General features: G+C 69.3%; 20 protein-coding genes. 9 read left to right on the forward strand and 11 right to left on the reverse strand.

Annotated elements, in window-relative coordinates; translation table 11 throughout:
• Positions 1-43 precede the first annotated feature (43 nt).
• From CAL25_RS09860 to CAL25_RS09880, 5 genes are read left to right on the forward strand one after another with little or no spacing between them, the layout of a single operon-like run.
• The gene (locus CAL25_RS09860; RefSeq protein ID WP_094799789.1) at positions 44-1,255 is read left to right on the forward strand and encodes an acyl-CoA dehydrogenase family protein; all 1,212 of its coding nucleotides are present in this window, start codon (positions 44-46) and stop codon (positions 1,253-1,255) included.
• Between the two features lie 20 nt (positions 1,256-1,275).
• On the forward strand, positions 1,276-2,088 hold the full coding sequence (locus CAL25_RS09865; RefSeq protein ID WP_094799790.1) for a methionine ABC transporter ATP-binding protein: 813 nt from the start codon (positions 1,276-1,278) through the stop codon (positions 2,086-2,088).
• Between the two features lies 1 nt (position 2,089).
• Positions 2,090-2,752 (forward strand): methionine ABC transporter permease, encoded by a 663-nt coding sequence (locus tag CAL25_RS09870; RefSeq protein ID WP_094799791.1) that lies wholly within the window; start codon positions 2,090-2,092, stop codon positions 2,750-2,752.
• A 52-nt stretch (positions 2,753-2,804) separates the two neighbouring features.
• The gene (locus CAL25_RS09875) at positions 2,805-3,632 is read left to right on the forward strand and encodes a MetQ/NlpA family ABC transporter substrate-binding protein (protein WP_094799792.1); all 828 of its coding nucleotides are present in this window, start codon (positions 2,805-2,807) and stop codon (positions 3,630-3,632) included.
• 32 nt (positions 3,633-3,664) lie between these two features.
• Positions 3,665-4,546, forward strand: a complete 882-nt coding sequence (locus CAL25_RS09880; protein ID WP_094799793.1) for an ATP-binding cassette domain-containing protein — start codon at positions 3,665-3,667, stop codon at positions 4,544-4,546.
• A 71-nt stretch (positions 4,547-4,617) separates the two neighbouring features.
• On the opposite strand, the gene CAL25_RS09885 is transcribed toward CAL25_RS09880, so the two are convergent.
• The 11 genes from CAL25_RS09885 to CAL25_RS09935 form a co-directional block, all read right to left on the reverse strand.
• The gene (locus CAL25_RS09885; protein ID WP_094799794.1) at positions 4,618-5,445 is read right to left on the reverse strand and encodes an ABC transporter permease; all 828 of its coding nucleotides are present in this window, start codon (positions 5,443-5,445) and stop codon (positions 4,618-4,620) included.
• On the reverse strand, positions 5,438-6,199 hold the full coding sequence (locus CAL25_RS09890; RefSeq protein ID WP_094799795.1) for an ABC transporter ATP-binding protein: 762 nt from the start codon (positions 6,197-6,199) through the stop codon (positions 5,438-5,440). Before CAL25_RS09890 ends, CAL25_RS09885 begins: the two co-directional genes overlap by 8 nt.
• Positions 6,196-7,521: an acyl-CoA thioesterase/bile acid-CoA:amino acid N-acyltransferase family protein gene (locus CAL25_RS09895; RefSeq protein WP_094799796.1), complete on the reverse strand. Its 1,326-nt coding sequence runs from the start codon at positions 7,519-7,521 to the stop codon at positions 6,196-6,198. Before CAL25_RS09895 ends, CAL25_RS09890 begins: the two co-directional genes overlap by 4 nt.
• A complete protein-coding gene (locus CAL25_RS09900) occupies positions 7,518-8,600 on the reverse strand; it encodes an ABC transporter substrate-binding protein (protein WP_094799797.1) in 1,083 nt (360 codons plus the stop codon). Before CAL25_RS09900 ends, CAL25_RS09895 begins: the two co-directional genes overlap by 4 nt.
• Positions 8,601-8,636: 36 nt before the next feature.
• Positions 8,637-10,172, reverse strand: a complete 1,536-nt coding sequence (locus CAL25_RS09905) for a class I adenylate-forming enzyme family protein (protein WP_094799798.1) — start codon at positions 10,170-10,172, stop codon at positions 8,637-8,639.
• 12 nt (positions 10,173-10,184) lie between these two features.
• The gene (locus CAL25_RS09910; protein WP_094799799.1) at positions 10,185-10,607 is read right to left on the reverse strand and encodes a PaaI family thioesterase; all 423 of its coding nucleotides are present in this window, start codon (positions 10,605-10,607) and stop codon (positions 10,185-10,187) included.
• A 44-nt stretch (positions 10,608-10,651) separates the two neighbouring features.
• Positions 10,652-11,656 carry a zinc-binding dehydrogenase gene (locus tag CAL25_RS09915; RefSeq protein WP_212590905.1) on the reverse strand — a complete coding sequence of 335 codons (1,005 nt, stop codon included), beginning with the start codon at positions 11,654-11,656 and terminating at the stop codon, positions 10,652-10,654.
• 82 nt (positions 11,657-11,738) lie between these two features.
• The gene (locus CAL25_RS09920; RefSeq protein ID WP_094799801.1) at positions 11,739-12,734 is read right to left on the reverse strand and encodes an ABC transporter substrate-binding protein; all 996 of its coding nucleotides are present in this window, start codon (positions 12,732-12,734) and stop codon (positions 11,739-11,741) included.
• Positions 12,735-12,751: 17 nt separating this feature from the next.
• The gene (locus tag CAL25_RS09925; protein ID WP_094799802.1) at positions 12,752-13,555 is read right to left on the reverse strand and encodes an ABC transporter permease; all 804 of its coding nucleotides are present in this window, start codon (positions 13,553-13,555) and stop codon (positions 12,752-12,754) included.
• A complete protein-coding gene (locus tag CAL25_RS09930) occupies positions 13,552-14,313 on the reverse strand; it encodes an ABC transporter ATP-binding protein (protein WP_212590890.1) in 762 nt (253 codons plus the stop codon). The genes CAL25_RS09925 and CAL25_RS09930 overlap by 4 nt, the downstream gene beginning before the upstream one ends.
• Positions 14,310-15,038 carry a GntR family transcriptional regulator gene (locus CAL25_RS09935; protein ID WP_094799804.1) on the reverse strand — a complete coding sequence of 243 codons (729 nt, stop codon included), beginning with the start codon at positions 15,036-15,038 and terminating at the stop codon, positions 14,310-14,312. The genes CAL25_RS09930 and CAL25_RS09935 overlap by 4 nt, the downstream gene beginning before the upstream one ends.
• Positions 15,039-15,357: 319 nt before the next feature.
• Here CAL25_RS09935 and CAL25_RS09940 point away from each other — a divergent pair, with 319 nt between their 5' ends.
• Genes CAL25_RS09940 through CAL25_RS09955 form a run of 4 tightly spaced genes read left to right on the forward strand, consistent with a single transcriptional unit; the run spans position 15,358 to position 20,541 of the window.
• Complete coding sequence (locus CAL25_RS09940) at positions 15,358-16,998, forward strand: ABC transporter substrate-binding protein (protein WP_094799805.1); 1,641 nt, start codon at positions 15,358-15,360, stop codon at positions 16,996-16,998.
• A complete protein-coding gene (locus CAL25_RS09945) occupies positions 16,995-17,957 on the forward strand; it encodes an ABC transporter permease (RefSeq protein ID WP_094799806.1) in 963 nt (320 codons plus the stop codon). Before CAL25_RS09940 ends, CAL25_RS09945 begins: the two co-directional genes overlap by 4 nt.
• Positions 17,954-18,841, forward strand: coding sequence for an ABC transporter permease (locus CAL25_RS09950; protein ID WP_094799807.1), 888 nt, complete (start codon positions 17,954-17,956; stop codon positions 18,839-18,841). The genes CAL25_RS09945 and CAL25_RS09950 overlap by 4 nt, the downstream gene beginning before the upstream one ends.
• Positions 18,842-18,849: 8 nt before the next feature.
• Entirely contained in the window at positions 18,850-20,541 is a 1,692-nt protein-coding gene (locus CAL25_RS09955) for a dipeptide ABC transporter ATP-binding protein (RefSeq protein ID WP_094799808.1), read from the forward strand.
• Positions 20,542-20,555 lie beyond the last annotated feature (14 nt).

The raw sequence follows: 20,555 nt of genomic DNA on the forward strand, positions 1-20,555 counted from the left end.
ACCCGCCACGACCTGCGCCATGACACTGACAGAGTCTCTATACATGGAAAAAATCGAGTTCGACACCATGACCGGCGCGCGCGACGTGGGCCGCGTGCCCGACGTCGCCGCCACGGTGGAAACCTTGGCGCAAGCCCTGGCCGCCACCGCCGTGGCGCGCGACCGGGCGGGCGGCCATGCGCGCGAAGAGCGCGAACGCATCCGTGCCAGCGGCCTCCTGACCCTGTCCGTGCCGCGCGAGCAGGGGGGCGCCGGCGCACCCTGGTCGGTGGTGCTGCGCGCAGTGCGCCGGCTCGCCGAGGCCGACAGCGCGCTGGCGCATCTGTTCGGCTTTCATCATCTGCAGGTCGCGGGCGTCCTGCTGTACGGCACGCCGGCGCAGCACGACTATTTTCTGCGGCCCACGGTGGCGCGCTCCCTGTTCTGGGGCAACGCGCTCAATCCGCTGGATCGCCGCACGGTGGCCCGTCGTCACGGTGAAGGCTTCATCGTCTCGGGCACCAAGAGCTTTGCGTCGGGTTCGGTGGGCTCGGATCTGCTCACGATCTCGGCCTGGCACGAGCCCAGCGGCCAGGCGCTCATCGCGGCCGTGCCGACCGACGATGCCGCAATCACGGTCGAGGGCGACTGGGATGCATTCGGACAGCGCCAGACCGACAGCGGCACGGTGCGCTTCGATGCCTTGCCGCTGGAGCCGATCCAGGTGCTGCAATGGCCCGATGCGCCGCCCACGCCGCGCGCCACGGTGCGTTCGCAGGTGGCGCAGCTCATCATGACCAATCTCTATCTGGGCCTGGCGCGCGGCGCCAACGCCGAGGCGGTGCGCTTCGTGCGCGAGGAGGCGCGCCCGTGGTTCGACAGCGGCGCCGAGCGCCAGGCCGACGACCCCTATGTGCAGGAGCGGCTGGGCGAGTTCCGCCTGCGTGTCCGTGCCGCGGAGGCGCTGGCCGACGTGGCGGCGGAGCGGCTGGACGACGCCTTCGCGCAGGGCGACGCGGTCACGGCGAGCCTGCGTGGCGAGCTCGCCATCGCGGGCGCCGAGGCCAAGGTCTGGGCCCATCGCGCCGCGCTCGCCATCGGCACCGAGCTCTTCGAGGTGACCGGCGCGCGCTCCACCTCCGCACGCTACGGCTACGACCGCTTCTGGCGCAACGCGCGCGTGCACACGTTGCACGATCCCGTGGTCTACAAGGTGCGCGACCTCGGCCGCCATGCCCTCGACGGCAGCCTGCCCGTGCCGGGCCCTTACAGCTGAATCCTTCTCACAGGCCATCCATGACTGCCCATTCCCATCCCGCCGCCACCGTGAGCGCGGTGCCGGTACCGTTGATCCGGCTCGACGATGTCAGCAAGTCGTTTCAGATCAAGGGCGCGCGCCACGACGCGGTGCGCGGCGTTTCGCTGTCGATCCGCGCGGGCGACACCTTCGGCCTGATCGGCAAGAGCGGCGCCGGCAAGTCCACGCTGCTGCGGCTGATCAATCTGCTCGAGCGGCCCGATCACGGCAGCGTCCATGTCGCCGGGGCCGAGCTCACGCGTCTGTCCAAGCGCGATCTGCGCGCGGCGCGCCAGGGCATCGGCATGATCTTCCAGCAGTTCAATCTGCTGCAGAACGAGAACGTGTTCGAGAACGTCGCCTTTCCGTTGCGCGTGCATGGCGGCATTGGCCGCGCGGCCCTGCGCGAGCGAGTCCATACCTGCCTCGAGGTGGTGGGCCTGACGGACAAGCTCGCAAGCCATCCGGCCCAGCTCTCGGGCGGACAGAAGCAGCGCGTCGCGATCGCCCGTGCGCTGGCGAGCGAGCCCTCGGTGCTGTTGTGCGACGAGCCGACCTCGGCGCTCGATACCGAGACCACGCGCTCGCTGCTGGGCACGCTGCGCGACATCAATCAGCGGCTCGGCGTGACCATCGTGATCGTGACGCATGAGCTCGCGGTGGTGCGGGCGCTGTGCCGCCACGTGGCGGTGCTCGAGGACGGCCGCGTGATCGAGCAGGCCGAGATCGCGGGCCGCGATGTGGCGCTGCATTCCTCGCTCGGGCGCGAGCTCGTGCGCGAGGCCGACAATCCCTACGAGGCGGTGGCCTGATATGTGGAATACCTTCGTCGAACTCTGGCCCGAACTGACGGTTGCCGTGGGCCAGACCTTTCTGATGCTGGCGATCGCGCTGGCGGCGTCCGTCCTGCTCGGCGGGCCGCTCGGCATCCTGGTTTTTCTGACCGGGCCCGGCCAGTCGCTCGACCGGCCGGTGCTGCACGGGGTGCTGAGCTGGACGGTCAATACCGTGCGCTCCTTCCCGTTCATCATCCTGCTGGTGGCGCTGGTGCCGTTCACCCGGGTGATCGCCGGCACCTCGATCGGGCCGGTGGCGGCCGCGGTGCCGCTGTCCTTTGCCGCGATTCCGTACTTCGCCCGCCTGGTCGAGCAGTGCCTGCGCGAGGTGCCGCGCGGCGTGATCGAGGCCGCGCATGCGGCCGGCGCGTCGGAGCTGCAGATCGTGCGCCGGGTGCTGCTGGTGGAAGCGCGCTCTGGGCTGGTGCTGGCACTCACGGTGCTGGCGGTCAGTTTCCTGTCGTATTCGGCGGTGGCCGGCGTCGTGGGCGGCGGCGGCATCGGCGACCTGGCCATTCGCTATGGCTACTACCGCTTCCAGACCGACGTGATGGTGCTGACCGTGGCCATCCTGGTCGTGCTGGTGCAGATCATTCAGTTCGCGGGGACGACCGTGGCCCGCCGCATCGACAAGCGCTGAACGCGCCGGTGCATCTCCTCCTTCCCACGGCAAGGCACATCGAGGAAAACGCATGACATACGCAAGCAAGCTGGCCATGGCGCTGGTGCTGGCCACCGGGATCACCGGTGCCGCGCTGGCCGCGGATCCCGACAAGAAGGAAATCGTGTTCGGCGCCACCGCCGGGCCCTACAGCGACCAGATCAAGCTGGGCATCAAGCCCATTCTGGAGAAGCAGGGCTACAAGGTGCGCATCTTGGAGTTCAACGACTACGTGCAGCCGAACTTCGCGCTGGCGCAGGGGGCGCTCGACGCCAATGCGTTTCAGCACATCGTGTACCTGAAAAACTTCTCGACCAAGAACAATCTGCAGCTCACCGAACTGGTCAAGGTGCCCACCGCCCCGATCGCGATCTACAGCAAGAAGTACAAGAGCGTGGACGCCGCGCCCGACGGCATCTCGGTCGCGGTGCCTAACGACCCGACCAACCAGGCGCGCGCGCTGGTGGTACTCGAGGAGCTCAAGTGGATCAAGCTCAAGCCGGGCTATGACCCGCTGACCGCCTCCGAAAAGGACGTGGTCGAGAATCCGAAGAAGATCAGGATCGTGCCGCTCGAGGCCGCGCAGCTGCCCCGTTCGCTGGACGACACCGACTACTCGTTCGTGAACGGCAACTTCGCGATCGCCTCTGGCCTGAAGCTCACGTCGGCGCTGGCGCTCGAGAACACCACGCCGACCTATCAGAACCTGGTGGCCGTCCGGACCTCCGACAAAGACAAGCCGTTCGTGCGCGACATCGCCGCGGCTTATCAGTCGCGCGAATTTCTCGAGGTGACCGAAAAATCCTTCGCCGGTTTCGTCAAGACCGACTATCAACAACGCCTGGAGGCGACGCGCTGAGCGCGCGGCCGGGCCTTCCGCGGAGCGCCGTCATGTTCCTGAATCTCAACGAGTTCGAACTCTTGCGGTATCTGGAGGAAGGCGAGGCGCGCCGCCACGACGAGCCCCAGGGGGGCGGCACGCGCGCCGCCCCGCTGCCGGTGTCGGTGCAGCTCGCGCAGCTGTCCAAACACTACGGCACGCGGGGCGTGCTCGACGACATCACCTTGTCGGTGCGGGCCGGCGAGTTCGTGGCGGTGGTAGGCCGCAGCGGTTGCGGCAAGAGCACGCTGCTACGGCTTTTGGCGGGCCTCGAAACCGCCGACATGCGCGGCGCGCTGCGACTCGACGGCGTGCCCGTGACCGGCGCGGATCCGCGCGTGCGGCTGATGTTCCAGGAGGCTCGTCTGCTGCCGTGGCAATCGGTGCTGGCCAATGTCGCGCTGGGCCTGCCGGCCTGGCGGGCGCCGCAAGCGCGCGAGGTACTGCGCGAGGTGGGCCTGGCGAGCCGGGCCGGCGACTGGCCCGCCGCGCTCTCGGGTGGCCAGCGTCAGCGCGTGGCGCTGGCGCGAGCGCTGGTGCACCGCCCGGGCCTGCTGCTGCTGGATGAGCCGCTGGGCGCCCTGGACGCGCTCACACGCATCGAAATGCAGCAGCTCATCGAAGGGCTGTGGCAACGCGACGGGTTCACCGCGGTGCTGGTGACACACGATGTGGCCGAGGCCGTCGCGCTGGCCGACCGGATCCTGGTGATCGACGAGGGCAAGGTGGTGTTCGACGAACGCGTGCCGCTCGCGCGGCCGCGGGTGCGCGGGCACCCCGAGTTTGCACGGATCGAGTCGCGCGTGCTGGACGTGATTTTCAAGCGCACGCCGGCCGTGCCGCCGTCGCCGCCGCCGCTGATCCAGATTCGCCACCTGCGCCTGGCGGTGTAGGCGGGCAGGGCCGGGGTGTGGCGAGGCGTTCGACGCACGTCACACTCCCGGCGCATCGGCGGCCGGCCCGGCTACACGCGCTCGCCGCGCGCGGCGCCTTCCCAGAACACCACACGGCGATGCAGGCGCCGCATCAGCAGCGAGCCCGTGAGGCCGATGACCGCGAGCAGGGCAACCCCGGCGAACATGGTGGCCAGACTCATGCTGACCGAGGCCGATGCGATCAGGTAGCCCAGGCCGCGCTGCGCCGACAGGAACTCGCCGACCACCGCGCCGATCAGCGCCAGCGATACGCCGATCTGCAGGCCCGAGAAGATATCGCCCGCCGCGGCAGGCAGCTTCACGTGCAGCAGCAGGTACGCGCGACTCGCGCAGAAGGCACGGCAGGCGTCCAGCAGCTCGGGATCGGTGCGCTTGATGCCATTGACCGTGTTCACGAACAACGGAAAGAAGCACACCAGCGCCACCAGCACGACCTTGGATGCCATGCCGAAACCGAACCACACCAGGATGATGGGGCCGAGCGCCACCTTGGGCATGGCCTGCAGGCCCAGAAAGACCGGATAGCAGAAGCGTTCGAAGGTGCGCGACTCGGCCAGCAGCGCGCCGAACAGAATGGCGAGGCCGCAGCCCAGGCCGTAGCCCGTGAGGGCTTCGGCGAGCGTGGCGCCGATATGCGGCCACAGCGAGCCGGTCGCGAAACCCTGGACCAGCGCATCGAACACCGCACCCGGGCGCGGCAGCAGGTAGTCGGGAATTTCGAACAGCACGATGGCCGCTTGCCACAGACCGATCAGAACGGCAAGGCTGATCAGTGGATAGACCGGGGCGGGCAGCAGTGGCCGCGATGGAGCGCGCGGGCGGACCGGTTTGGCGGTGGAACGGGGCAGGTCAGGCATGGTTCGTAAAATGACGTCGCAGGTGATGGCAGGCCGCGTTGAAGTCGGCCTGGCCCAGGGTGTCGGGGGTGCGCGGCCGGCTCAGCGCGGGACGATAGTCCTCGACGATGCGCCCCGGCCGCGGCGACAGCACGATGACGCGGTCGGCCAGGAACACGGCCTCCGGGATGCTGTGCGTGATGAACAGCACCGACTTGCGCTGCTGACTCCAGATGCGTTGCAACTCCAGCGTGAGCGCCTCGCGCGTGAGGGCATCCAGCGCGGCGAACGGTTCGTCCATCAACAGCAGCTCGGGATCGGCCAGCAGCATGCGGGCGATGCCCACGCGCTGCTGCATGCCGCCCGAGAGTTCGTGCGGATAGTTCGAGGCATAGCGGTCCAGGCCCACCAGGGCGAGCAGCGCCTGGGCCCGTTCGCGTGCCAGGGCGGGGTCCAGGCCGAGCGTGGCGGCGGGCAGCAGCACGTTCTGGCTGACGGTGCGCCAGGGCAGCAGGTTGGGCTTCTGGAACACCATGCCGGTGCGGCGGCTGGGCCCGACGATCTCTTCGCCCGCGAGGGTGAGCGTGCCGGCCGTGGAGGCAAGCAGGCCGGCGGCGAGCTTGGCCAGCGTGGACTTGCCGCAACCCGAGGGGCCCAGCACGGCCACGAACTCGCCCTGGGACAGGGTCAGGTCGATCGGGCCGAGCGCCTCGATCTCGCCGCGGCGGGTGGGGTAGCTCAGCCGCACGCCGTCAAGTCGGAGGTCCTGCGTCATGCGCTCGCCTCGCGCAGAAAGCGTTGCACCGCCGCCCACGAGGCCCGGTTGGCCTCGGCATTGAGCCGCGCGGTGCCGCCTCCATCGAGCACCACGCCGGCGACCGGGTGCGGTTTGGCGATCAGCGTGGCGGGCAGGTTGGGAATGCCGATGGCGTGTCCCGCGCCCTCGCAGCGCACGTGTTCCACGGGCCAGGCGTGTTCGTGACGGTACAGCGTGTAGGCGATTTCGCTGGCGTAGAAGGACGAAGGCCAGAAGCCGTCGTCGGTGCCCGAGACCAGCATGACGGGCCCGGAGATCCGTTCGACCGGGATGCGGGCGGCCGCGACGCTGGGCGCGTGGCGCTGCGCGCTGACGAACGACGGTGCCTGGCGCACCGGCGCGGTGCCGGCGTCGCGGGCCTCGAAGGCGGACCAGTCGGCCAGCGGGTTGCCGTCCCAGACGCTGGCGAGCGGCTCGCCGCGCCAGGTCCAGGCCGGCTCGCCGGGCGGCTGGCCGGCGCGGCCCGCGCGCAGCGTGCCGTGCACGACAGCGCTGGGCACATAGGCGATCACGGCGCTCACCCGTTGCGGAAAGCGCGCGCCCAGCAGCAGCGACAGTTCGCCACCGCGTGACTGGCCCGTCAGCGCCACGAAGCCGCGCGCGGGCTCGAGCTCGGCATGAACCCAGTCGAGCGCCGCTTCGAAGTACTCCAGCGGCGTGTCGGAGATGTGGTCCGGGCGGCCGGGCGACTTGAAATAGCCGAGCGCGACGGCCTCGTAGCCGCGGGCGGCGTAGAGCGCCGCGCGTTGCCGCGCCACGCCGCCACCCGAGCCGTTGAACACCACGATGACCGGGTGCGGGCCGGGGCCGGCCGGGGTGTAACGCGTGCCGGACAGCGGGCCGTCGAGCTCGCGGCGGATCACACCTTCCGCCTCGAAGCGTTGCACCAGCTGCGTCTGCAACGATGCGCCGGGCCAATGCAGGGTGAGATCGACGCTGAGGGCGCGGGTCTCGTCGCTGAGCGATGGCGTGACGGGCGCGGCGGTGCGGCGCAGCGCCCAGACCACGGCCATCGGGTCCATGGCATCCCAGTCGCCGGCGACGGGCGCCATGGCGTCCAGGTCGAGCACGCCGTCGGCGCCGACCTCGAACTCGGCGTTGGCCTGCCATTCGCTGCCGTCCGGGTGTCGCAGGCGCGATTGCAGGCTGACGCGGCCCGCGGGCAGGCCGCTGGCGACGATGCGTCGACGCACGTCGACCAGCGCATCGGCCGGCTCCACGCGCAGCGCCGGGCGGCCGCACGGAGCCGTCGCCGGGTGGGTCAGGACGTCCTGGCTCATGGCTGGGCCTTCGCCTTGGCGCGCACGGCGTTCGCGTCGAAGTCGTTGATGCGCGGCAGCAGGTCGTTGGTGAAGAGCTTCTCGACGGGCACGTCGGCGCTGGGATACTCGCCCGCGTCGGCCATCGCCTTGATGCCGGCGCGGATGGCGCTCAGATCGTACTGGCCCGGCACGCGCGCTTCGCCCGACGGCGTGTGCAGCACGCGCTGCAGACGGCGCGACAGCAGGGTGGTGGCGTCCTGCAGGGCGCGGGCCTGGTCACCCTCGGGCCTGGCCTGCGGATTGGCCTTCCAGAAGGCCTGGACGCAGAAGGTCGGATTGGCTTCGCACGCCAGCTGGCCCTTGGTGTAGGCCCGCGCGAAGCGCTCGAGCAGTTGCGGATTGTCGCGCAGGGTGTCGACGTGCGCGATGAAGCCGTTGCCGGCGGTTTCGCCGAACACCGCGGGATAGGCCACGCGGCGGATCTGGGTGCCGGACATTTCCAACATGTCGTTCCAGCTACTGTTGAAATTCAGCGCGTCGACCTGATGGTTGCGCAAAGCCTGGAAGCCCGCGGCCAGCGCACCCACGGCGACGAAGTCCACATCCCTGCCAGGCGTGAGGCCGGCGGTGCGCAGTGCGGCCCGGCCGCCGGGGATGGTGCCCCAGGTCAGGGCGCCCACGCCGATCTTCTTGCCGTTGAGGTCGCCCAGCGTCTTGATGGGTCCGTCGGCCAGCACGGCGAACTCCATGGTGGTCGCCGGCACGCCGTTGTAGAAGTACTTGAGCGGCAAGGGGTCCTTGCCCGCGAACGTGCTCGAGATGACGGGTTCCGACGTCGGGTAGCCCACGGTCACGCGCTTGTTCGCCACCTGCGGCAGCAGCGCGCCCGCGCCCTGGAACACGATGGTCTTCACGTCCAGGTTTTCTTCCTTGAAGAATCCCAGGGCTTCGGCGGCGGCGTAAGGCGCGCCGTCGTGCACGGCAGGCGGAATCGCGAGCGCGACGGTGAACTCGTCGGCGGCATGGGCCGTCGTGCCGCCGAGCGCGAGCGCAAGCGCCAGAGCCAGACGCGCGAGGGGTCGTTGGGGATGGTGCATGGAAAACTCCTGTGTCTGTCGTGTCGTTATGGATGTTCAGGGCGTGGCGGCTGCGTGCACGCGTGCCGCCGCGTCGCGCAGCAGGGCGCCGCGGTCGATCTTGTTGGTGCCGGCCAGCGGCAATGCCGGCAGGAACCAGACGTGGCGAGGGTGCTGATACGCCGGGGCGTGCGCCAGCGCGTACTGTTTGATCTGCTCGGCGTCGGGCGTGGCGCCGGCGCGCGGCACGATGTAGGCGACGGGCTTGGCGCCCTTGATGTCGTCCTCCACCGGCACCACGCAGGCCTGTTGCACGTCGGGATGTGCCTCGAGCATGCGTTCGACCTCGCCGGGATAGATGTTCTCGCCGCCGCAGACAAACATGTCGTCGCGCCGGCCCACGAAGGTGTAGAAGCCATTGGCGTCGCGCGTAAACACGTCGCCGGTGCGGTAGAAGCCATCGGCCGAAATGGGCAAGACCAGGTCGGGGCGGGCGTGATAGCCCAGCATCAGACCCGGACTGCGCAGCTCCAGGATTCCGGTGTCCGGCGCGTCGTCCGGCCCCTGCGCCAGACGGATGTCCACCGCCGGGTGGGGGTAACCGACGGCCAGCGGCGGGGTGGGCAAGCCTAGCGGATGCGGGCCGAATACCACCGGACCGCCTTCGGTCGTGCCATAGGCGTTGATGACGCGGGCATTGGGAAACAGCGCGCGGATCTGCGCCAGCAGGCTGGCACTGACCGGCGCGGATCCCATCCGGATCACGCCCACGGAAGAGAGATCGGTGGCGGCCAGGAGCGCGTGCTCGCGCAGCATCATTGCGATCATCGGCGGCACGGCCGTGAGCCAGGTGGCCTGCCAGCGCGCGATCGCCTCGATGTAGAGCCGCGCGTCGAACTGCGGCAACAGCACCGCCGTGGCGCGGCAGCCCAGCACCAGGAAGGCAAGGGCCAGCGCGTTCATGTGGTAGAGCGGCGCCGCGATCAGCGTGCGCTCGCGGTCCAGCGGCGTTGCCGCCTGCCGGGTGCGTACCGTCCAGAGCTGCCCGGCGTGCGACAGACGCACACCCTTGGGCTTGCCGGTGGAGCCCGAGGTGTACAGCATGAGCGCCACGTCCTCGGGACCGGGTGTCCACGGCGGCTGCGAACCGGGCGCGAGAAACGCGTCCCAGGAGGCGTCGTCCAGCGGCTGGGCCGCCACGCCCGCGGGCACCGCGTCGGCTCGTGCGCCGTCATGGAACACCAGGCGCGCGCCGCTGTCGCCGATCACGTAGGCGATCAAGGCGGGCGGGAACTTGAAATTGACCGGTACCGCGATCAGGCCGGCGCGCATGATGCCGCACAGCGTGGCCAGATAGCGGGTGGAATTGGCGGCGAGCACGGCGATGCGTTCGCCCGGCGCGTAGCCGCGCGCACGTAGCCCTTGCGCCACGCCCTCGGCCTGCGCGGCGAACTCGTCGTGACTCACCGCCACGGCCGCACCGCTGGCGTCCAGCCCGATCAGCGCGATGGCGTCGCCATCGGCCAGGCCGGGCGCGCCGGCGAGCGCGCCCAGATTGCGGATGTCGGCCGCGGGGGTATCGAGGGCGGGCATGCCGGCTCCCGCTTACGCGCGCGGCGTGGCGTACACGCCGCGGCCGCTGGCCACGAGCTTGCCGTCCGCATCGAAGATCTGTGCCTCGGCCACGGAGACCTGGCCGCCGAACTTGATGACCTTGCCGTGGGCGCGCAGATCGCCCGGGCCGGCGGGGCGGTGGTAGTCGACGCGCAGGTCGATCGTGGGCACGCCGCGGCCGGTCTGCGAGACCAGTGCCCAATCGGCGGTCAGATCGACCAGCGCGGCCAGGATGCCGCCGTGGGTGTAGCGCTTCTCCGCGTTCACGACCCACTCTTCGCGCCAGCGCGCCGTGAGCTCGATCTCGCCTTCGCGCACGGCCTGGACTTCGAGGCCGAGCCACTGGTGGTAGGGGCCGCGCAGCAGGCGGGCCTGGATGTCGGCCGGCGTCGGCAGGGTCTGGGTGTCACTCATGATGGGCTTCCAAAAGAATTCGGTTGTCGGGGTGCGCGTCGCGCTCAGGGATTGACGATGACCTTGCCGAGCACTTCACGGTCGCGGATCAGCGCGAGGCCGTCGGCGGCCTGCGCAAGCGGCAGGCGGCGGTCGATCAGCGGATCGATGCGGCCTTCGGCCACGAGGTCCAGCAGGGCCTTGAGGTTGTCGTCATAGAAGCTGTTCGAGCCCTTGATGTTCAGCTCGAAGCTCCACACGTAGCGCAGGTCTTCCTTGGGATCGTGGCCGGCGGTGGCGCCGCACACGAGCAGCGTGCCGCCGCGTTTGAGGCATTTGAGCGAAGGCACCCAGGTGTCGCCGCCGGTGAAGTTCACCACCACGTCCACGCCGCCTTCGTTGGTGCGGCGCTGCGGCTTGCCGTACTGCGCGATGGCCCACTTGGAGAAGTCGGTCTCGCGGTAGTTGATGACGTGGTCGGCGCCCAGCGCCTTGAGCGCCTCGCCCTTGGCGTCGCTCCCGGCGCACGCGATCACTTCGGCGCCCAGCAGCTTGGCCAGGATCACGCTGGCGGTGCCCACGCCGCCGCTCGCGCCGAGGATCAGCACGCGGTCTCCCGCGCGCACGGTCTGATGCGTGATCAGCATGCGGTGCGCGGTGCCATAGGCCACCGGCAGCGCCGCGGCCGCGTCGAAGCTCACCGCATCGGGCAGCGCGATCAGTTGCTCCTGCGACACCAGGCAGTACTCGGCCATGCCGCCATCGAGCATTTCGCCCATCAGGCCGCGGGCGCGGTTCAGCGGATTGACCAGCACGCGGTCACCCGCCTTCCAGCCGGTCACGCCGGGGCCCACTTCGCTGACCTCGCCCGCGAGGTCCAGGCCGATCACCACGGGCAGCGGCACCTTGATGCCGGGCATGCCCTGCACGGTGAACACGTCGTGATAGTTGAATGACGAGGCGCGCACGCGGATCACCACATGGCCCTCGGTGGCGGTGGGCACCGGCTTGTCGGTAACGACGTGCAGTCGGTCGAGGCCGCCGTGTTCGGACAGCAGCAGCGCTTTCATGGTCTTGCTCATAACGGGATTCCTTGGGTTCGATGAAAAAGGGGGGGCGGGCGCCGCGCCGGGCGCGGGCAGGGCAGCCGGCCTACTTGAGCTTCTTGGCGGCTTCGTAGGGACCGGTAACGAACAGATCGGCGGGCAGTTCACCCTTGATGAGGCCGCCGGCGGCGAACACTTCGTGCTGACGCTTGAGCGTGGCCAGATCGGCGGCCTCGAAGGCCACGCGATTCATGTCGTTCCATTGGGCGGCGTAGATGCGCGCGTCTTCTTCGGGCAGGTTGGCCGACTTCTGCAGGATGCCGACCACCTCGTCGCGATGTTTGTCGCCCCAGGCCAGCGTGTTGCGCAGGCCGGCGATCACGCGCGCCACGACCTCGGGATGCTCGGCGACGAACTCGGCGCGGACCGCGCCGATCCCGATATAGGGCACGGACGGCGCGCCGGTCAGGCGCTGCCACTCCTGGGCGAAGGAGCCCAGGCGCGTGAGCTTGAGCTCTTTCAGCTGGGCCACGGTGACCGAGCGCAACGCGGCGCCGTCCACCTGTTTCTGTGCGAGGAACTGCGCGAGGCGCGACTCGTTGCCGCCGACGAGCGAGAAGTCGTTGGCGCCGATGTTGTGATTGCCCGCGAGCACCGCGCCGGCAATCACCGCCACCGAACTGCCGGCCGGCGACATGCCGATCTTCTTGCCGCGGAACTGATCCAGGCTCTTGATCGGCGAGCCCTCGGGCACCACGAACTGCACGTCGGCGGGCTGAGTGGCCGCGAACACCCTGATCGGCACCCCTTCGGCGGCGCTGCTGAAGACACCGGCGGCCGGTGCGCCGAACGCCAGATCGATGGAGTTGGAGGCCAGCGCGCGCAGCGGCGCATTCACGTCCGGGAACCGCACGAACTGGACGTCCAGCCCTTGCTGCTTGAGGAAGTCGGTGGCTTCGAGCACCGAGCCGTAGCCGAGGCTGACGCCACTGCTCCAGTAGCCGATGCGCACCTTGTCGGCGGCGTGAGCGGAGGGCGCGGCCAGGGCGCCGGCAATGGCGAGGGCGGTCGCGGCGGTGCGCAGGAAGGCGGGCAATTGCATGGGGAGACTCCGTTGCTTCAGAGAGGTTTCCAGCGGAACAGATGGCGTTCCAGCGGTTTGAGAATGCCGCCTTCCAGCGCCAGCATCAGCGCGACCAGCAGCAGGGTCCAGGCGAACACCTGGTCGGTTTGCACCAGATCGGCGGCCTGGCGCAGGCGGTAGCCGATGCCATCGGACGAGCCCAGCGTTTCGGCCACCAGCGACACGCGCCAGCCAAAACCGAAGGCCAGCCGCGCGCCCGAAAAGAAGTACGGCAGGATGGAAGGCAAATGGATGCGGAACAGGATCCGCGTGCGCGAGAAGCGCAGGCTGCGGGCCAGGTCGATCCATTGCTTGTCGACGTTGCGCGACCCTTGCCACACGTTGGTGAGGATGAGCGGCATCGCGGTCATGAACACGACGAAGATCGTGGTGGCGTTGGAGATGCCGAACCAGATGATGGCGAACACCGCCCAGATCGCGGACGACACGGTGTTCATCACGGCCAGCAGCGGTTCGAATACACGGGCCAGCGCGCGGCTCGAGCCCAGGGCCAGGCCGAGCGGCGTGCCGACCAGCGCGGCCAGCACGAAACCGGTCGCCACGCGATACGAGGTCATGCCGACGTCGTGCGCGAAGCTCGGGGTCTGCGTGAGCGCGACGAGCGCGTGCCAGACCTTGACGGGACCGGGCAGCACGAAGCTCGGCATGCGCGCCGCCGCGACGCTCCAGAGCGCCAGGAAGGCCGCGGCCAGCAGCACGCGCGTCAGCACGAGACCGACCCAGGGAGAGCGGCCGCGGTTCGCGGTGGGGGCTAGTGAGGACAGGGGAATACTGTTCATTGCTGGACTTTCAGGCGCAGGCGGCGCGTGGTTTCGGTGACGTCGGCATCGGTCGGCGTGCGGGGCCGCGGCAGGGCGATGGACACGATCTCGCGGATGCGTCCGGGACGCGGCTCGAGCAGCACCACGCGATCGGCCAGCACCACGGCCTCTTCCACGTCGTGGGTGACGAACAGAATGGTGTTGCCGCTCTCGGCCTGGATACGCATCAGCTCTTCGTGCATCTGGGTGCGGGTCAGCGGATCCAGCTTGGAAAACGGCTCGTCCATCAAGAGCAGATCGGGGCCGATCACCAGCGTGCGCGCCAGTGCCGCGCGGCTGCGCATGCCGCCCGACAGCGCGTGCGGCCAGGCGTCGCCGAAGCCCGCCAGGCCCACGCGCTCGAGCGCGGCGTCGGCACGCTGGCGGCGTTCCGCGCGCGACAGCGCGTCGGTCTCCAGACCGAGCGCCACGTTGTCGCGCACGGTGCGCCAGGGCAGCAGGCGGTCCTCCTGGAACAGATAGCCGAGTCGGCCGTGACGGTGAAACTGCGTCGCGGGCTCGCCGGCCAGCGTGATGTGCCCCGCGCCGGGCGCCTGGAGACCGGCGATCAGGTCGAGCAAGGTGCTCTTGCCGCAGCCGGAGGCGCCGAGCAGCGCGACAATCTCGCCGTGACCGACCTCGAAGGCGATGTCGCGCAGCACCTCGAGCGAGCCGAAATGCTTGGACAGGCCCGCCACGCGCAGGGCGGGCGCCGATGCCGACATGGCGTGACTCATCGCCAGCTCCCCGGACCCGTCACGGGAATGGCGGCGCCGGTCTCGGCGAGGCTGGCGTACAGCTTTTCCAGCGTCATGGCCTGAAACGTCTCGATGTGACGCCGCGCGATTAGCTCGGCGCGGCGGCCGTCGCCTTCTTCGAAGGCGGCGATCATGGCGTTATGGTCGTGCTTGATCTCGGGCTTGGTCTTCTGCACGCCGAAGCCCAGCGCCACCAGGCGCGACATCTCGTCCATCAGGCCGGCCAGGGTGCGATGCAGGCGTTCGTTGCCGCACGCCGCCGCAATGGCCAGATGAAACGCCTTGTTGGCGTCCATGAACACGTCGATCTGGTCGTTCAGGTGCAGCACGGGATGCTGCACGCGGCAGGCGGCCTCGAGCTCGCGCAACAGGCCGAGGTCGACGCGGCCCACGGCGAGGCGCGCGGCGAGCGGTTCGAGCTGCGCGCGCAATGTGAAGACTTCCTCGACGTCGCGCAGCGTGATGGGGGCGATCTGATAGCCCTTGCGCGGCCGCGATCGCACGAATCCTTCCTGCGCCAGGCGCGTGAGCGCGATGCGGCAGCTCGTCTTGCGGATGTCGTAGCTCGCCATGAGCGCCGGCTCGGTCACGATGGCGCCCGGCGCGAGCCGGCACGAGATCACGTCGCGCCGGATGCGCTGGTAGGCGTCGTCGCCGCTGCTCTGCGCGGCGTCTTCGTTCACGGGAAGTCGGGAGGTGTCCATCGCGGCCTCTAGAGTGGGTCTGGGCGGCTCACCGATGCGTACACATCGGCTTACCCAAAGATTCTAGGGAGGGGTAGGGCGAGGACGAACGAAGAATATCTGCTATGGATATTCGCCCTGGTGACCTGCTTACGTGAGCTGCCCACAGCGCGGGGCTTCGCGGCCCACCGTGCGCCCCTGGAGGGCGTGGCGGGCAATCTGTCCTCATTACCCGATGTGCTAAGGCGAGCGCCGTATATGGACGTGCGAAATTGGTTGTTCGCGCAACCGGGGCCGCTCCCTACGATGCAGCCTGATTCTTCGGTCAGGAGCGAGCCTCATGGGGGCAGTAGTGCAGCACGGGCAGGACAAGACAGTTTCGCAGAGCGAAAGAGGGCGGCGTGCGCGCCGCGTGGTGACGGGGTTGCTGGTGGCGTCGATCGCCACCGCGGGCCTCGCGCTGGGCGCGAAGGCCCAGGCGCAGGCGACGCCGAAGGCCGGGGGGACGCTCATCATCGGCCAGTATCAGGAGCCCACGGTCTACGACCCGAACCGGCAGTACTCGTGGGAAACCTACCGGGTCGACAAGCACATCTACGAGTCGCTGATCGCCGAGGACCTCGGCCGCCCGGCAAAGGACGGTCCGCCGCCGCTCGTGCCGGCGCTGGCCGAACGCTGGGAAGTCAGTCCGGACGCCCGCACATTCACGTTCACGCTGCGCCGCGGCGTGAAGTTCCATGACGGCACCGACTTCGACGCCGAGGCCGTGCGCTTCAATGTGCGCCGCTACACCGACCCGGGCTTCGAGTTCTACGACGCCCGTGCCGCCGCCACCATGAAGCCGGTGTACGGCAAGCTCGATGCGGTCAAGGTGGTTGACGATCACACCGTGCAGTACGTGTTCAAGGAGCCGTTCATCGATTTCCCGCGCCTGCTGCCTCAGGGCAACTACGTGTCGGGCATCTTCAGCCCGGCCGCGCTCAAGAAGCACGGGCAGGACGGGCTGGCCCTCAACCCCACCGGAACGGGACCGTTCAAGTTCGTGGAGCGGGTGCACGGCGAGAAGACGGTGCTGGTGCGCAACGACGCCTGGTGGGGTGGCAAGGCGCCCCTCGACCGCATCATCTTCCGCCCGATCCCCGACGAGGCCACGCGCCTGGCCGCGCTGCGCTCGGGCGAGATCGACATTCTGACGCGCGTGCCGCCCGATGCCGCCGACGCGCTGGAGAAGGCGCGCTACACCGTGCACGACAGCACCACCGCCGGCCAGTTGTTTTTGAGCTGGAACTTCCGCAACGAGTTCGTCAGCAAGCGCGCGGTGCGCGAGGCCATCGCCGCCGCGATCGATCGCGACAGCCTGGCGCGCACCATCTTCAAGGGCCGCGCGCTCGCGTCGCGCAACATTTTCAACATCGGCAGCACCGCCTACGATCTGGCGCAGAAAGACGTGGCCTACGATCCGGACCGCGCCCGCGCGCTGCTGAAAGAGGCCGGCTACAAGGACGGCGAGGTGCGCTTCACCATCATCACCGATGTGGCCAACCAGCCCGCCGTGGAGTGGATACAGCGCGATCTGGGCAAGGTGGGCATCCGCGTCGACGTGGTGTCGCAGGAGTGGCTGACCTACACCAGCAAGCTCGCCAACCTGGCGCCGGATACGGGCCTCTTCACCATGGAATGGGGCTTCGTCACGCCATACTGGCTCAAGCTCGCGTATGACGCTTACGTGGTGACGCGCGGGGGTGGCGAGAAGGTCGTGGATCCCGAACTCGGACCGGCCATCGCGCGCGCCGCCGCGCAGACCGACGAGACCCAGGCCATCGCGGCCTGGAAGGCGGCCAACGCGGTGGCGCAGCGCGACGTGGCGTTCCTGCCGCTCGTGACGTTCCGCAACCACTTCGCCTCGGCGCCGAACGTGCAAGGTTTCAACGTGCCGGCGCAGAACTTCTACGACCTCACCAAGGTGTGGATCAAGCCATGAGCCGGGCGATCCTGTCACGCCTCCTGCAGGCCGTGCCGCTCTTCTTCGTGATCTCGGTGCTGGTGTTCTTCATTTCGCATGCGGGTGGGGGCGACCCCATCACCAATGCGCTGGCGAGCACGCTGCCGCAGGAGTCGATCGACGCCATCCGGCGCGAGTACGGTCTGGACCAGCCGGTCTGGGTGCAGTACCTGCGCTGGCTGCAGCATCTGGCCGCGGGGGACTGGGGCACCTCGCTCGTCCTGCGCACGCCGGTGTTCGACGTGCTTGGTCGCAGCTTCGGCAACACGCTGATCCTGACCGGCGCGGCCGTGCTGGTGTGCGTGGCCGGCGGAGTGCTGGTGGGCGTGACCAGTGGTCTGAAACGCGGCAGCCTGCTCGATCACGCCACGATGCTGGTGATCCAGATCGGCCACAACTTTCCGGTGTTTTGGTCCGGCCTGCTTCTGATCTGGATCTTCGGCGTGCAACTGCGCTGGTTGCCGGTGTCCGGCATGTACGACCTGCGCGGAGACCATGGGTTGGGGGATCTGTTGCGCCATCTGATCCTGCCGGCCATCGCCGCCGCGATCATTTCCATGCTGATCCTGGCGCAGCTGGTGCGCGCGCAGGTGATCGAGATCATGGGCTCGGACTACGTGCGCACGTTGCGCGCGCAGGGGCTGCCGCGCGGCCTGATCCTGCGCCGGCATCTGGGACGCAACCTGCTGCCGCCCGTGGTGAACATCACCGGCCTGCAGATCGGTTATCTGCTGTCGGGCGTGGTGTTCGTGGAAAACGTCTTCAACTGGCCGGGCATCGGCACCCAGCTCTACAACGCCGCCGCCGGGCGCGACTATCCCATGATCCAGGCCGGCGTGATGCTCGTGACGGGCTGCTTCATCGTGGTCAACCTCGCGACCGACATCGTGCTCGACCTTCTCAACCCGCGCCTGCGTGGCGCCACGGCCTCCGCATGAATACGCTCGATACTGCTCTCATCGCCGCCGTGCCGGTGGCCTCGCACGGCGCAGGTCGCCGCGCCTGGCGCCGGCTGGCGGCCAACCGGCTCGCGCTCGTCGGGCTCGTCATCATTCTGGCGGCCGTCGCGGCGAGCCTGGCCGCGCCGTGGCTCGCGCCCTACGATCCGAATGCCGCCACGCCGATGCTGCGCAACGCGGGCTTGGGGACGCAGGGGCATTGGCTGGGGCTCGACGCCCAGGGACGCGACATCCTGAGCCGCCTGGTCTGGGGCGGACGGCCCGCGCTGCTGTCGTCGATCGTGCCGGTGGCGATCTCGGTGCTGCTGGCACTCGCCTGCGGGCTGCTGGCCGGCTACTACCGCAATCGCTGGTCGGCGCTGATCATGCGCGTGATCGATGTGCTGTTCGCGTTTCCGATGGTGCTGCTGGCCATCGGGCTGGCCACGGCGCTCGGGCCCGGTGGCTGGGCAGTGGGGCTGACGATCATTTTCTCGGCCACGCCCTATCTCACGCGGGTGGTCTATGCGGGTGTGCGGGCCGAGCGCGACAAGGACTATGTGGAGGCCGCGCGCGCCGGTGGCGCCACGCCGGCCGACCTCCTGCTGCGCGAGATTCTGCCCAACGTCGTGAGCGCCGCCGTGGTCTACGGCACCACGCTGGTGGGCGGCATGATCGTGTTCCAGGCCGGCTTGTCGTTCCTGGGTCTGGGCACGCAGCCACCGCACGCGGACTGGGGCAGGATGGTCGCCGAAGGGGCGCAGGTCCTGGTGCTGGGCGCGGCCCATGTGGCGACGCTGCCCGCGCTCGTCATCGTGGCGGTGGCGCTCTCGTTCAATTGGCTGGGCAACGGTCTGCGCGACGTGCTCGACCCGCGCGACTAGGAGACGTCATGAGCATTCTGCATATCGACGGACTGCGCGTCGACTTCACGGCGCCCTCGGGCGAGGTCCAGCCGGCGGTGCGGGGCGTCGACCTCGCGATCGAATCCGGCGAAGTGCTGGCGCTGGTCGGGGAGTCCGGATCCGGCAAGAGCGTGACGGCCGCGGCCGTGCTCGGCCTGCTGCCGGAGCGCGGCGTTTCGGTGAGCGGCTCGGTGCGGTTCGAGGGCGAGTCGCTGCTCGGCCGCAGCGAAGCCGGCTACAACCAGGTGCGCGGTCAGGGCATCGGCATCATCTTCCAGAACTCGCTGGCGTCGCTGGACCCGTCGTTCCGTATCGGCGATCAGCTGTACGAATCGCTGCGCTTTCGCCAGGGCCTGCGCGGCAAGGCGGCGCGTGCTGCGGCCAGCGGTTGGCTCGAGCGCGTGCGCATCCGGGATGTCGATCGCGTGCTGCAAGCCTATCCGCACGAGCTCTCCGGCGGCATGCGGCAGCGGGTCATGATCGCGCTGGCCATGCTGGGCCGGCCGCGGCTGCTGATCGCCGACGAGCCGACGACCGCGCTCGATCCGACCATCCAGAAAGCGATTCTCGAGCTGCTGGCCGACATCAATGCGCGCGAAGGGGTATCGATCCTGCTCATCACGCACGACTTCGGCGTGGTGGCCGCGCTGGCCGACCGCGTTGCGGTCATGCGGGCGGGCGAGATCGTGGAGTCCGGAAGCACGGCCTCCGTGCTGTCCGCGCCGGTCCATCCCTACACCGAACGACTGGTGCGTTCCGTGCCAGGGCGCGTCAGCCGGGTGCAGGCCAGTGCAACCGCCGCCGCTGACGGCACATCCTCCTCGCCACTCGTGAGCCTGGAGCAGGTGTCACGCCACTACACGGTCGGACGCCGCTGGTTCGGCGCCGCGCAGACGGTTCAGGCGCTCGCCCCGGTGGACCTCAGCATCCGGCGTGGCGAGATTCTCGGCCTGATCGGCGAGTCCGGCTCGGGCAAGTCGACCCTGGCGCGGGTCGCGGCACGCTTGATCGAGCCGTCCGGCGGCACGGTGCGCGTCGCGGGGCAGGATGTGACCGCGCTGCACGGCGCCGCGCTGGCGCCGCTGCGCCGGCAGGTGCAGGTGGTGTTCCAGGATGGCGGCGCCTCGCTCAATCCGCGCCGCACGGTGGGCGCGCAGCTGATCGCGCCGTTGCTGCGGCTGGGCGCGGCGAGCTCGGTCGCGCAGGCGCGCGGCCTGGCCGTGGACGCACTCGAACGCGTCGGTCTGGGTGCGCAACATCTGCAGCGCTATCCGCACGAGTTCTCGGGCGGACAGCGCCAACGCATCGGTATTGCCCGCGCGCTGGCGCCGCGACCGGCGTTCGTCATTCTGGATGAGCCCACGTCGGCGCTGGATGTGTCGATCCAGGCGCAGGTGCTGGATCTGCTGCGCGAACTGCGGCAGGCGCTGTCGCTCACCTATCTCTTCATCGGCCACGACCTGGCCGTCATCGAGTCGCTGTGCGACCGGATCGCGGTGATGGAACAGGGGCACATCGTCGAGGTGTTCGACCGCGACGCGCTGCGCGACCCCGGCCGTCATCCGGCCACGCGCCGTCTGCTCGACGCGGTGTTGCCGGTGTCAGGTGCCACCCGCCTCGGCGCTGCGGCGCACCGCACCCCCTCTCTCTCCACGCTGCCCGAACGCGCGGCGGCCTGATCTCGCCCGATCCC

This window comes from Bordetella genomosp. 5 (assembly GCF_002261315.1).
Taxonomy (GTDB): Bacteria; Pseudomonadota; Gammaproteobacteria; order Burkholderiales; family Burkholderiaceae_B; genus Bordetella.